Consider the following 15459-nt stretch of genomic DNA (forward strand, 5'->3'; position numbering starts at 1 on the left):
ATTCTGAAACAAATCAGGAACAAGGTAGCCGTTCTCGCTGTGTTCCGCAAGTGTGCTGCTAAGCTGGGGAATAAGTGGTGGGATAAAGCGAAGTAGGAACCCAATCTCGCTCGCTGGCAGGGCGGGACAATGCCGCTGCGCCTTCGATCGCCGGCGCCTTGCACGTACAAATAATCCTATTGTCGGATCATTGGCAAAGATGGGAAAGAAATGACGAGTATAATATAAATCTAGTCGGCGATCTTGACGAAAAGTAATGTCGTGTATGAATTGAATGTTCAAGCACAAGACAACGTTTCTACTGCCCTATATAAATAGACGGGACGTAGACTATCCTTGAATTTGATCTATTGGATGCGCTTTCGCCGCGGCCATTGTCTCGGCCTTCATCTGGATGCACGAAAAGTCCGTCCGTTAACCCTCAGAGTAAATCAAAAGTGAACTTTTGACCGTAAGAGGGTTGCATCTCGCGCCGCTTTGATGCGATAACGCCTTAATATAACATTAAGTAACGTATTCTGCGCGGAGAGTGTCATGGCTGGTGGGGTAACACGGTGGAACAGCGAGGACTGGGTTCACAACATCGCGCAGACGCAGAACCGTGCGGCGACGGCCGTTGCGCCAGATGGAACGATGATGACGGTCTGGGAAGAATGGGTTCCGGGCCGGAACATAACAAAGGTCGTCGGTCAGATTGTCGAGTTCGACGGCACCGTTATCAACGCAGCCTTCGATTTAAATATCTATCCTGGTGTGATGGACCAGATAAGGCCCTCCATCACTGCCCTGTCGAACGGGACGTTTGTGGTCGCCTATGAGTCGGCAAACAAAATATTTACTCAGATCGTCAGACCAGATGGATCGAGCACCTTGGCCGATCCCGTGTCCCACACATCTGGCGCGCTCACCAATGCGAAGGTCGTCGATCTCGGAAATGGCAGCTACTCCGTCCTATACAAAGTAACCGGCAATGTTGTGCCTCCATGGCCCGACCTAGAATATCGCACTGAGTTCAGGGAACAAAAGTTTGACGCACGCGGCACCGCTGTTGGAGATAATTCCACCCTTGGCCTGTATGCCGTCGATTATGACTTCGCCTATATCGGATCCATTGGAGAAATGCATGCGATAACAGAGAAAAGAGTGTTTGCGAGAGGACGGGACCCTGATCATCAAACTGGTACTGAATTTCGCAGCGAGATTGTTCTCCGCATCAAGACGTACGGTGCCCCACAAGATACTCTAGTTGTCCTAAAGAGCGCCATTACCGACCGACCTGGGTACGAATTCAAGGACGTTGAGATCACCGCCTTAAAAAATGGGCATATGGTCGTGACATGGCTGGAAGTCACTCCCGCCGGAACGACAATGCGCGGTCAAGCGGTCGACGCCAACGGAAATCGTGTTGGAAGTGAGTTTATTATCGATCCGACAACCGATGGCAACGACAGCAAGCCCGTTATAGCCAGTCTGCCCAGCCCACTAGGTACAAGTTTTGTCGTGGCCTGGGTCGAGGAACAGGGCGGTACCAGTGTCATTAAAGCCCAGGTTTTCTCTGCTCCCGGAGTCAGAGAAGGGCTGGAGTTCGTCGTCAGCACGATTAACGGGGGCGCGCAGATCGACCCACGGATCATCTCGCATGATGACGGCAGGTTTACCATCACGTGGACGACGGCGTGGAATTCGGCCGGCGGCTATATCCGCAGCCAAACGTTTGATGTGCGCAGGAACCAAGTCAATTTCGTAGGTAATCAGCAAGATGACCACTACGCTGGAACGGTTGGTAATGACACACTTTTGGGAGGCAGTGGAAACGATCGGCTATCCGGTCACGACGGCAACGATTCGCTGGTCGGTGGTGCCCACAACGACACTCTCAGAGGCGGACAGGGTAACGACGAATTATATGGCAATGATGGCAGCGATTATCTCCAAGGTGGCAGCGGCGACAATTACATGCATGGTGGCACCGATACGGCCGCCGATGTCTTCGTAGGCGGAAGCGGTACGAATACTGTCAGTTATGCGGGTCAAGGGCCTGTCAGGGTCTTCTTGGATCCCAGTCTCGGCACCAACACCGGCGCTGCGACTGGTGACACTTATTTCGATATAGACGTCTTCAACGGATCCAGCGGCGCCGACGTGTTCGGGGGCGACGCCAATGGCAATATCTTTTGGGGTGATGCTGGCAACGATACATTAAGTGGGTATGCGGGCGACGATAGGCTTGACGGCGCTCTCGGTGATGACTCGCTCGATGGCGGTGCCAACAACGACAGGCTGCTCGGCGGTGACGGAAATGACACCTTAAATGGTGGATCCGGTAACGATTACATGGAGGGAGGCGCAGGCAACGACACTTACTATGTCGACAGCAAAGGCGATAGCGTCCTTGAGACCGATACCAAAAGCGGTGGTGGCACCACGGATACCGTCATTGTCAGCTTTGACTATACGCTCCAGTCGGGCACCGGAATCGAGATTCTGCAGGCAGAAAAAGGCACTGCAACGATTAATCTCACTGGCAGCGACGCAGAAAACAACATCATCATCGGCAATGACGGAACCAATACCCTCGACGGTAAGGACGGCAACGACACCCTCGAAGGTCATGGCGGCAATGATTCCCTTTTAGGTGGTAGCGGCAGGGATAGCCTCGTCGGCGGCGACGGAGACGATGTCCTCAAGGGTGAACTAGGCGATGATACGCTGATCGGCGGCGCAGGGAACGATACCTACTGGGCCGATCTTGGCGATTCTATCGGAGAAGACACGTCAGGTGATTCAGACCGGCTGATCGCAACCCAAGCGAACGGCGAATATATCCTCTCGAAAGGCATCGAATATGGGCAGATCAGCGCCGGCCTCGACGGAGTCACGCTGAGCGGCAATGGTTTCGCCAATACATTAGAGGGCAACGAGAAGGCCAATATCCTCAACGGACACGATGGAAATGATTTCCTGTACGGTTATGGGGGCGACGACGTCCTCAACGGCGGGAACGGCAACGATCAGCTTCGAGGCGACGTCGGAAAAGACTTCTTGAATGGCGACGTCGGACAGGACACCCTGTGGGGTGGCGACGACAATGACGTCATCAACGGCGGAGATGACAACGATACGCTCTACGGTGAGGCGGGCGACGATATTCTGGACGGCAATGCCGGCAAGGATCATATGGAAGGGGGCACGGGCAACGACATCTATCATGTCGGGGTTCCAGGAGACACTTTCTACGAAGAAAATCTTGATTCCGGCGGGACCAAAGACATCGTCATCGTCAACTTCGACTACACGCTCCGGGGCGGAAGCGGCATCGAGATCCTCCAGGCAGCCGACAGTGGCAATCCGATCAAGCTGACTGGCAGTGACGACAAGAATATCATCTGGGGCAACAACGCTGCGAATGAGATTTGGGGCGAGGGTGGCGACGATACCCTGGAAGGACACGGCGGAAACGACAAGCTGACGGGCGGCCTTGGCTTCGATCGTCTGTATGGCGGCGCCGGAGACGACGTTCTCAAAGGTAATCAGGGCCGTGACACGCTCAATGGTGGCGACGGCAATGACACTTATTGGGTGGACGATCTGGACGACGTTGAGGCCGACACCGGTGGCGGCAACGATCTCCTGATCGTCGATGGGCCTGGCGGCACTTATAAGCTTGCTGAGGGAATCGAGAACGGGCAGATCTCGTCGACCAGCGGCTACGGCGTGACCCTTATCGGTACCGATAAAGACAACTCACTCGAAGGCAACGAGGACGACAATACCTTTCTGGGCGGAGCCGGCAATGACGCCCTCTACGGGCATGGCGGCAATGACGTGCTCAAAGGGGGCGCCGGAAACGACTTTATGTCGGGCGGCTACGGGGACGACACCTACTACGTCGATAGCGAAGATGGCGTCGTATCCGAAGACCCGGAAGAATCGGACGGCTACGACACCGTCATCGTAGACTTCAACCACACGCTCCAGGCGGGAACGGGCATCGAGGTTCTGCAGGCGATAGAAGGCAACGCTTCGATCAATCTCACTGGGAGTGACGAGGAAGACAACGTTCTCGTCGGCAATGATGGTGCGAACAAGCTCTATGGCAGGGCCGGCAATGACACACTGAATGGCGGCGGCGGCAATGACCTGCTCGACGGTGGCGAGGGCGTGGACACCCTGAGCGGTGGTGAGGGCAGCGACACCTATTATGTCGACAGCGTCGATGATGAGACCTACGACGATGGCACCGGAGGCAATGACGTCGATCTCGTCATCGTGACCGCGTATGGTGAATTCACGCTTGCCAGTGGCATCGAGAACGGCAGCCTCGCTGGTAGTGCCGGGAACGCAAGCCTTAACGGCAACGACGGCAACAACAAGCTGACCGGTAATGACGGCGCCAATGTCCTTACAGGCGGTGAGGGCGACGATACGCTCGACGGCGGCAAGGGCGATGACGTCCTGATCGGCGGTGAGGGCGGCGATACGTATTATGTCGATAGCGTCGACGATGAGGTTTACGACGAAGGTAGCCGCGGCCATGACGTGGCGCATCTGACTACCGGAAGTAACCTGGGCCGGGCCGAAGCGCTCGATATGGCGGCCTTCTTGAACAGCTCGATCGAGGAGATCTACATCGACGGCGAGCTGTATCGCGCACCCACGAATGTCAGCTTCACCGGCGGCACGATCCGCGAAGACGCCCATGAGGGCGATGAAGTCGGTGTCCTCGGGGCTCACGATAGCGTCGGCGACACGCCCAGCTTCAGCTTCGTGAACGGGCAGGGTCCGGGCGACCGGATCGATGAGAGCGGACGCTTCATCATCGTCAACGACAACGGCACCTGGCGCGTCCTGGTGGCGGAAGGAGCGGTCTTCGACCGCGAGGAGCGGGACAGCTATTCGTTCAGGATCCTCGTGACCGACCGGCATGGGCTCACCGATTACAAAGACGTCACGATCACGATCACGGACGTCGACGAGGGGCCGCACACGGTGCAGCTGGAGGGCGCGACCGCGGTGACGGTGGCCGAGAACACGACCGATCTGGGTGTGCTGAGCGCGGTGGATCCGGAAGGAGACGCGATCACCGGCTACGATCTGTCCGGCGATCATGCCGAGATGTTCGAGGTGGTGGTCGAGAACGGCGCCTTCCGGCTGCGGGTGAAGAACGGGTACGAGCTCGACTTCGAGATGCTGGCGACCCTGACGCTGACGGTTGTGGCCTATGCCGGCAGCCAGCCGTCGGCGGCTCAGGAGATCACGATCACCCTGACCGACGTGATCGAGGGCAACGATGGCGACAACGAGATCTTCGGCACGCCCGGCAAGGACGTGCTCGACGGCGGCAAGGGCAACGACACCATCTACGGCCTTGGCGACGACGATGTGCTCATCGGCGGCGAGGGCGGCGACACGCTCTACGGTGAGGCGGGCGACGACACGCTCGACGGCGGCGCCGGCAACGACTTCCTGAACGGTGGCGAGGGCAGCGACACGTATATCGTGCGCGGTCACGAGACGATCGGAGAGGACGGCAGCGAGGGCACCGACACGGTTGTAGTGTTCACCACCGGCGCGTACGAACTAGACGACGTCATCGAGAACGGCATTCTCGACGGCAGCGCCGGGAGCGCCAGCCTGATCGGCCACGACGGCGACAACAAGCTGACCGGCAACGAGCATGCCAACGTCCTTGACGGCAAAGACGGCGATGACACGCTCATCGGCGGCGGCGGTGCCGATGAGTTGTTCGGCGGCGAGGGTAACGATACCCTCAATGGCGGCTTCTTCGACGCTCAAGGCAAAGCCGTCGGCGACGGCGAGGCCGACACGCTGCATGCCGGTGCCGGCAACGACACCTACTTCCTGATGGATGCCGACGACGAGATCGACTTCAGCTCAGGGAAGGATGAAGGCACCGACACGGTCTACCTCGTTGCGGACAACTTCGCGACGGATGGCGAAGTCGATTGGGATGCCATCGAGGCCTATGCCGAATATCTCCGGGATAACGGCATCGAAGAGATCTACATCTACGTCGACGGCAAGGAGGTGGCGTACGGCAAAGACGACATCTACGAGGTCTACCCGGAAAGCGAGGCGATCGTCGAGGATCTGGATCCGGCAAAGGGCGGTTTCGACCGCGCCAACATCCATGTCGCGAGCTACACGCTCGGCGAGGACGTCGGTGTCGAGGTTTTGTCGGTTGTGGATGGACTCTCGTTCGACGTCACGATCAACGGCAACAGCCAGGACAACACCATCTATGGCAGCCTGAGAAACGATACGCTTCGCGGCGGCGACGGCAACGACCTGATTTCCGACGATGAGGAAGACGGCAAGAATCCTGGCAGCGGCGACGATCGGCTGGAGGGCGAGGCCGGAGAAGACACTCTCATAGGCGGTCTCGGCAACGATTGGCTCGATGGCGGCAAGGATAACGATACGCTCTTCGGCGAGATCGGCGACGATACCCTGGACGGCGGCGAAGGCGACGATCAGCTCGATGGCGGTGACGGTAACGACACTCTCGACGGCGGTAAGGGCGGCGGACCGGACACGCTTCGCGGCGGCGCCGGCGACGATGTCTACTACCTTTGGAATGAAGGAGACGTTATCGAGAACGACGAAGGAGGCGACAACGACACGGCCTGGGTTCTCTCGAGCAACATCGGAGACTTCGATGGCAATGGCGTCGAGGACGAAAACGACGTCACCGCTTATGTCGCGGACCTCTGGAGCAAAGGTATCGAGAACGTCTATGTCGACGAAGAACTCTATACCGGTGGAGGAACCGGTCCCGAGAACAACGTCTATCATGTCCACGAGGACAGCCCGCCGATCGTCGAGGACGTCGATCCCGCGATCGGAGGCATCGATACCGCCATCATCCATGTCGCGAGCTACACCCTTGATGACGGTGTCGGCGTCGAGATCCTCGAGGTCGCAGACGATGTCGATTTCGGCGTCGAGATCATAGGCAACAAATACGACAACACCATCTATGGCGGTGCGCACGATGACACCTTGATGGGCGGCGCCGGCAATGACCTGATCTCCGACGACAAGGAGGACGGCAAGGACAACGGCAATGGAGCCGATCGTCTTGAAGGCGGCGAAGGCGAGGACACTCTCGTCGGCGGCTTCGGCAACGATTGGCTCGATGGCGGTGCCGACAACGACACGCTCTACGGCGGAAACGACGACGACCACTTGAACGGTGGCGAAGGCAGCGACTGGCTGGATGGTGGAGACGGCAACGACATCCTCGATAGTGGCGATGGCGGCCCGGATACCCTCATCGGCGGCAAGGGCGACGATATCTACTACCTGAGAAACAGGGGCGACGTGGTCGAGATCGACGAAGGTGGCGACGCCGACACGGTCTATGCTCTTCGGCAGAATATTGGAGACGAAGGCACTCCCGCCACCAGGGACCAGATCAATGCCTATGTGCACGACCTCTGGGCCAAGGGCATCGAGAACGTCTGGATCGATAGCGTCCTTTATCAGAAGGACAGCGTGCCCACAGGTGTGCGGCTCTCTCGGCAATTCGTGGACGAACTCACCCCCACGGACTCATTCGTTACCGATCTGTCGGTAATCGGGGGCGACCTCACAGGTACTTACACCTTCAATCTCGAGGACGATGCGGGCGGACGGTTTTACATCGACGGTAACTTCCTCAGAGTCAAAAATGGCGTGTTGCTCGATTTCGAGGATCTTGGCCTCTATAATCTCAAGATCTCAGTCACGCTCAATGGTGTCACATCGCAACCTTTTGATGTCTTCCTTGGCGTCATCAATCTCATGACGGAGGTTGTGGTCGCGGGGAACGGCGATGATCTGATTAAAGCCAGCTCTGGTGACGACAACCTGAACGGCGGCGGCGGGAACGACACCCTTTATGGATCATATGGCAGCGACCAGTTGGCTGGCGGAGATGGAGCCGACGTGTTCGTCTTTGACACATGGCTCGACGAGACGAATGTCGATCTCTTGGTCGACTTCAATGCGGCCGAGGACAAGATCCACCTGAAGCTGTCGATCTTCGAGGCGTTCGGTCAGGAAGGCGCGGTTTCGGAGGACGCCTTCACCTTGGGGGATCAGGCAACAACCGAAGCGCATCGGCTCATCTATGATCCCAACATGGGCTACTTGATGTACGATTTCGACGGTGTCGGCGGTGAGCAGGCTATCCTGATCGCAGTCCTCGACGCCTTTTCCCTCAACCACGACAACTTCCGTGTGATCTAGGGAGCCGATCGGCCTTTTGGCGATCAGTGCCTGCCAATGCAGATGCCTCGACAACCAGAAAATGAAACGTTATTAAAAATCAGATTAGTAGTTTCCGATGCCACTTTTGACTCTAACTCACAATCCTGCCGTAGCGACACCTGAGGGAACTTCAACGACGTTGTTCAGGTTCGATGAGAACCAGCCGACGGGCGTCGTCATCGGAACGATCCGCGACGTCGATGTTGACCTCAATTACCGAATTACGGGCCAGACCTCCGGGGCGACCCGTTATGGCCTCGCCAGTCGGATGGACAACGGTCAAAGGGTTCTCGATCTTGTGGTCATCGCTGGAGGTGACACCAACTTCAATTTCGAGGGAACCGCTCAGCATCAGGTGACAGTCGAAGGATTCCGCGGCAGCGCGACGCAATCCGAGGATGCCGGCAGCTTCGCCTTCAACCTCAACAACATCAACGAACGGCCGACGGGCGTATGGTTGAATTCGATAGGCACCACCGAAATCACGGTTCAGGAAAACCAGCCGCTTAACACTCAACTCGCGACGCTGGGCGTCGTCGATCCCGACGGGATCAACACGACCTGGGGGCGCCCGAGTGTTACCTATGCAGTGGATCCGAACGATCCGCTTTACCCGGACAGTGACCTTTATACGGTCGTCAGAAACGGCAACACATGGCGGCTCGTGGTCAACGGCGTGCTCGACTACGAAGCTCTTCCGGAAGGATCAAAGTTTCATATCGTCAAGGTCATTGCGACGGACGGCGGTGGCCTGTCGTTCCCGCAATTGCTGAGAGTCAACATCACCAACGATCCGAACGAAGGCCCGGCGAACCAGGCGCCGTCCGATCCGGAAGTCGTCACCGGCACTCTGCGGGCGCTGACCGAGGGACAGGGAAGCATGGACGTTGCAACGGTTGAATCCGACGATGACGGCGTGGGCGGCGCGCTGCGCTATGAACTGACCAACAATCCGGGCGACCTGTTCTCAATAAACGCGACCTCGGGGGTGATCACCTTCACCGGCAGCAACCTGAACTACGAGAACAACACCAATCTCGTCGTCGAGAACGGGGGCACGACACAGGAGCGCAAGTACTTCAATGTGCAGGTGCGTACTGTCGAAACCGGTACAAACGGCCTGAATTCCGGCACGACGACCGTGAAGGTCTATGTCAACGACGTCAACGAGGCGCCGACTGCCGCGACCTATGCCGTCAATACCATGAGCGAGGATGCTCAGGTTAATTCCACCATCGGAACGATACGGGATCAGGACGTGATCGATCCCGACACCTTCATCAGCAACCGAAATTTCCGCTTTACGCTTGCCGATTCACTAGGCAACCCGATCACAAGTCCTCATTTCCAGGTCAACAGCGTGAGCGGCCTCATTACCGTCGGTCCACAAGGCCTGCCTAATGTGGACGTTGTCACGGTGATCAAGATCTACGTGCTCATCAGGGATCAAGCCGGCACCGGAGAGCGCTATCTCAAAGAGGTTGACATCACTGTCAATCCGGTCGTTCCCAACAATACACCTCCGGCTACACCCACCATCCTCAATAACGACGTGCAGGTTCTGACGGAGGAGCTTGCCGGCGTGGTGAATGTGGCGACCGTCGAATCTTCGGACGACGGAGTCGGCGGCACGACGTTGGGCTTTGAGCTGCGCAACACCTTTGGCGGCCTGTTCTCGGTCAACACGGTCAACGGCAGGGGCGTGATCACCTTCAACGGCACGGCTCAGCAATACGAGAACAATCCCAACCTGATGGTGGAGAACGAGGGCACGGCGCAGGAGCGCAAGTACTTCAACGTGGAGGTTCGGGCCACCGAGAGTGGCGCGGGCGGGCTCAAATCCATTTACACAACGGTCAGAGTCTACCTCAACGACGTCAACGAGGCGATATCCGACGCCACCTATGCGCCGAACGTCATGAACGAGAACGCTCAGGCTGGCACCACGATCGCCGCCGCACCGACGGTCGTCGATCCGGATACGGCTGTCGGCAATCGCAACTTCCGCTACGTGCTGGCGAACCAAAATGGCGTCGAGATCACCAGCCCCAACTTTGTGGTGAACGCGAACACAGGCGTGATCACGGTCGGGGCTTCGGGCCTGCCGAATGTGAGCGTGCCCACGGACGTCAAGATCTACGTGCTCATCAAGGATCGAGGTGGCGCTGGCTACTCCCACCTTGAGGAAGTCACAATCAGGATCAATCCGAACGATGTAAACTCGCCGCCGGGCGCACCTGATATTGTCAATAATGAAGTGCTGAATCTGACGGAAGCGGTTGCCGGCGTGGTGAATGTGGCGACGGTTGAATCCGACGACGACGGCGTTGGCGGCACGACGCTGGGATATGAGCTGCGCAGCACCTTTGGCGGCCTGTTCTCGGTCAGCAATGCCGGCGTGATCACCTTCAACGGCACGGCTCAGCAATATGAGAACAATCCCAACCTGATGGTGGAGAACGAGGGCACGGCCCTGGAGAAGAAGTACTTCAACGTGGAGGTCCGGGCCGTGGAGAGCGGGGGAGGCCTCTCGTCCGGCTACACCACGGTGAGAGTCTACCTGAACGACGTCAACGAGGCGATCTCCGACGCCACTTATACGCCGAACGTGATGAGCGAGAACGCTCAGGTCGGCACCACGGTTGCCGCCACGCCGACGGTCGTCGATCCCGATACGGCTCCGGCCAATCGCAACTTCCGCTATGTGCTGGTTGACGACGAAGGGGTGGAGATCACCGTCCCATCCAATTTCGCAGTGGATGCAACCACAGGCGAGATCACGGTCGGGGCCCTCGGCCTGCCGGATGTGAGCGTGCCCACGGACGTGAAGCTCTATGTGCGCATCAGGGATCAGGGCGGTACCGGCTACTCCCATGTCGAGGAGGTCACGGTCAGGGTCAATCCGGTAACGACGGGTCCGAACCAGGCTCCTCAATCGATTGCGCTCTCGTCCGGTGGTTCTGTCGACGAGTTGGCGGCTGCCGGGGTGACCGTCGCATCCTTTACGGCTACCGACCCGGACGACACCGGTGGCTTCGTTTATTCGCTTGTGAACTCGGATGGTCGCTTTGAGATCGTCGGCAACGAACTGAAAGTCAAAGACGGCTTTAAGCTTGATTACGAACAGTTCACGTCGCACACGGTCACCGTGAGAGTCACGGACAAGAACGGAACCGGGTTGTCACATACCCAGAATTTCACGATCGCGGTCAGAGACGTGAATCCTGAGGTGACGGCGGGATCGAGCGCGGACGATGTCTTCTACGGCGGCGCGGCAGCCGACTTCCTGAGCGGTGCGCTTGGAAACGACTCGATCTATGGCGGCCTCGGTGCGGACACGCTGAATGGCGATGCCGGGAATGACGTCTTGAAAGGAAATGACGACAAGGACAAGATCACCGGCGGTCTCGGCGACGACAAGCTCTGGGGCGGCTACGGCAACGACACCCTCTGGGGCGGCGTGGGCAAGGACATCTTCGTCTTCGACGGCAAGCTCGGCACCTCCAAGACCGATCGCAAGGTCAACTTCGACACGATCAAGGATTACAGCGTCAAGGACGATGCGATCTGGCTCGACAACGACCTGTTCAAGTCGAACAAGAAGCTCTACGCCGCGATCAAGAAGGGCGTCGAGACGAAGCCCTTGAAGATGGCCTCGAAGTTCTTCACGGTCGGTGACAAGGCCAAGGACAAGGACGACTACTTCGTCTACGACGCCAAGAAGCGGGTGCTGTACTACGATGCCGACGGCAGCGGATCGAAGGCGGCGATCGAGATGGCGACGTTTACCAACAACAAGGCGCTGAAGGGCTTCGGCTACAAGGAGTTCTTCTTTATCTAGTTGACGATACGTTATAATGATATACAATATGCGCCGGCCCTTGGTGGCCGGCGCTGGCATTTTCGGGAGGGTGCGAGGGACATCGACGACCGCCGGGGGAGCTTTTCACCGAGACGTTGGCGGCAATAGGCCCTGGAGGTCTTCGCCTCGAGTCGTTCTCGGCGAGGTGCATTCGGCAGCGCCAAGGATGCGGCAAGCCAAGAAGGAGGAAGGGTTCCACGCAGGTGGAAGCCGCTCTTGAGTGTTTGTGGTTTGCATAAGCAATCCGACGATGCGTTAGGGCAGTGCTCGCTGTCCCCGATAGTAAAGCCTCGAATTTGCAAGCGGTCCTGCGGAACTCATCACCGAGAACTTCTTCTGAACCAGGCCTGGAGAGGGGCGCTGCACACTTGGCCCCTGGCCCATCAACTCAGATTCAAAGGGGAGAACGATGCCGATTACGATTGAAGCGGTTGCCAACGATGACGGCGAACAGGTGGACGCGTCCACGGTTCGGATCAACGAAAATATCCTAGCCGGTACGCGCGTCGCGAGGCTGACCGGCGTCGCGGAGGGCAATTTCACTATTCAGGCTGTCAACAACTTGAGCGGCCGGTATGCGCTTGAGCAGGGTGATGAACCTGGCGAGTGGTTCGTCGTGGTCGGTCCCTATGACGGTCCCCGTTATTTCGACTACGACGATGCGGCCTTTCCCAATGGTCTGCACAACGGCTTGAGCTTCCAGTTCATGCAGCAAGGGACTGTGGTGGATGCGGTCTCGCTGAACGTTCAGCTGAACAACGTTATCGACGAACCAGCCAACCCCGCGCCGACAAATGTCCGCTTTTCCTTGACGAATAGTAAGGAAATCAGAATTCCTGAAGCTGCCATCACCAATTTTTTCGTAACGGCCAACGATGCAAACACGCTGACCTATTCGCTAGTGAGCAACCCCGGTGCATATTTTTCAATAAACAGTTCAACCGGTCGGATCAATCAAACCCTCGGCCCTAACTATGAAGCTTTGACAATCAAGTATGTAGATCTCGTTGTTCGTGTCTCGGACGGCACCAATCACGTAGACCAAACGCTGCGCGTTCATTTCGAGGATGTGAACGAGGCTCCGACCGAGGTACGTTTCTCGAACGGGCACCCGGTTCGGGAAGGCAAGACGCTCGAAGGGGACAGTGTCGTTCTCGCGACCGCGATCGACAACGATACGCCCTTAAATTTCCGGCAAAACAAGTTCCGCTTCTCCAATGGAACGGGCACCGATAAGACGATAGATCCGAGCGGATTGTTCGAGATCGACCCTGATACGGGTCAGATTACAGCGAACCGAGCATTTGTGGAGGGCGATGAGGGCTCTAAGCAACTGTCCGTGGAAGCCTATGATCCCACAATTCTGCCTCCTACTAATAATAAAACAACGCCCTTTCCCATCACGGTCATTATCCTGCCCGTGAACCCGGAGCCGAAGGAAATTCGCTTCGAAAAAACCGGCGAAGCCGCGATCATCATCAATGAGAACACGACGGCGGTCGATAAGGTTATCGCGACCGATGACGACACTACCCTGACCTATGCGTTCGCGCCGGGCGGCGACGGCGGAGGGTTGTTCGAGATTTCGACCGGGGGCGTCGTCACCCTCAAGAATGGCGTCGATTTCGAGGGGATGGGGGACGACAAGTTCTTCGATCTCGTCGTTCTAGTCGACGACCCGGTCAACGATCCGGTGCAACAGGTAATGCGCGTCACCATCAAGGACGTCAACGAGAAACCGACGGACATATCGCTCTCTCATGACACCATATCCACGGACGCAGTGGGCGGTGACGTCGTCGGTCAGCTGGGCTTCGAGGACCCCGATCTCGATGAGACAGTCGAGTTCACGATTGCGGACGATCCGAGTGGCTACTTCCGGATCGGCATGGACGGCGATGTCGCTCAGCTGCAGGTGCGGGGAGGCGTAGAGCTGGCCGCCGGCCGGTATGCCGTGAGGATTCTGGTGACCGACGAGGGTGGGCTGACCCACGACGAAACCTTCACCATCGTCGTCAACCAAGGCAATGTAGCGCCCGTCATCACGGGCGTTCCGACCGGCGTCCAAACGGTTCGTGACAGCGGCGCGGTGGTGCGGCCCTTCGATGCGGTCAGCATTTCCGACGTCGGCCGCCTCGTCGTCACCATCAAGATGGATCGTCCGGAGAAGGGCACGTTGATCGGCACCGGCGGCACATACGATCCCGCGACCGGCATCTTCCTGATCGAAGGGACCGACAGTGAAGTCACGGCCGCGCTGAAAGCGCTTCGGTTCGACCCGCGCGACAAGGCGACCGGAGCGGCGGCGGAGGAGACGACCTTCACGATTACCGTGAAAGATTCGCAGAACAAGACGTCCACAGAATCTCTGAAGGTTTCCGCGACGGCGAATTTCGCCCCCACGGGCATCACGCTCTCCAACGTGACGGTCAAGGAACTCGAAGCGAGCGGCCGCTCCATTGCGACCCTGTCGGCGACCGATGTCGATGGCGACACGCTCAGCTACAAGATCGTGCTCGCCAACGGCGCCCTCGTCGACACGGACGGCTACTTCACGGTGAGCAACAACCAGCTTGTGGTTGCCAACGGCACGCTGTTCGATGCCGAGCAGGCGGCATCACGGCCGATCACCCTGCAGGTCAGCGACGGCCGCGGCGGCACCGCGACCCAGACTTTCACCATGAACATCTCCGACGTCACCGCCGAGGTGATGACCGAGGCCGATGCCAGCCCGTTCAACGACATCATCAAGGGCAGCAAGACGGGCAACTTCAAGGACGTGTTCTTCGGCGGCGCCGGCGACGACAAGCTGTGGGGCGGCTACGGCAACGACACCCTGTGGGGTGGTGCCGGCAAGGACGTCTTCGTCTTCGACGGCAGGCTCGGCACGTCGGCGACGGACCGGAAGGTGAACTTCGACACGATCAAGGATTACAGCGTCAAGGACGACTCGATCTGGCTCGACAACGACCTGTTCAAGGCGAACAAGAAGCTCTACGCCACGATCAAGAAGGGCAGCGAGACCAAGCCTCTGGCGATGGCCTCGAAGTTCTTCACGGTCGCCGACAAGGCCAAGGACAAGGACGACTACTTCGTCTACGACGCCAAGAAGCGGGTGCTGTACTACGATGCCGACGGCAGCGGCTCCAAGGCGGCGATCGAGATGGCGACGTTCACCAACAACAAGGCGTTGAAGGGCTTCGGCTACAAGGAGTTCTTCTTCATCTAGTTGACGATACGTTACATCGGAAAATCATGCGCCGTCCTTCTGGGCCGGCGCATTTGTTTCCAGGTAAAGCGGAGGGAGTTGTCCCGACAAAAAC

At 58.0% G+C, this 15459-nt stretch carries 3 protein-coding genes; all 3 read left to right on the plus strand.

Annotation, left to right across the window (positions count from 1 at the left end):
* Nucleotides 1–534 precede the first annotated feature (534 nt).
* The 3 genes from JKL46_RS36315 to JKL46_RS15020 all read left to right on the plus strand — a co-directional run bounded on the left by JKL46_RS36315 (nt 535) and on the right by JKL46_RS15020 (nt 15365).
* Complete coding sequence (locus JKL46_RS36315) at nt 535–8253, plus strand: hypothetical protein (RefSeq protein WP_281399879.1); 7719 nt, start codon at nt 535–537, stop codon at nt 8251–8253.
* A gap of 160 nt (nt 8254–8413) precedes the next feature.
* Nucleotides 8414–12115, plus strand: a complete 3702-nt coding sequence (locus tag JKL46_RS15015) for a cadherin domain-containing protein (protein WP_201834134.1) — start codon at nt 8414–8416, stop codon at nt 12113–12115.
* A gap of 430 nt (nt 12116–12545) precedes the next feature.
* A complete protein-coding gene (locus tag JKL46_RS15020) occupies nt 12546–15365 on the plus strand; it encodes an Ig-like domain-containing protein (RefSeq protein ID WP_201834135.1) in 2820 nt (939 codons plus the stop codon).
* Nucleotides 15366–15459 lie beyond the last annotated feature (94 nt).

The sequence above is a fragment of the Microvirga zambiensis WSM3693 genome (assembly GCF_016735695.1).
Classification (GTDB): domain Bacteria; phylum Pseudomonadota; class Alphaproteobacteria; order Rhizobiales; family Beijerinckiaceae; genus Microvirga; species Microvirga zambiensis.

Coding starts and splice junctions, on each gene's coding strand:
- JKL46_RS36315 (WP_281399879.1), top strand. CDS start 535: ATGGCTGGTGGGGTAACACGGTGGAACAGCGAGGACTGGGTTCACAAC.
- JKL46_RS15020 (WP_201834135.1), top strand. CDS start 12,546: ATGCCGATTACGATTGAAGCGGTTGCCAACGATGACGGCGAACAGGTG.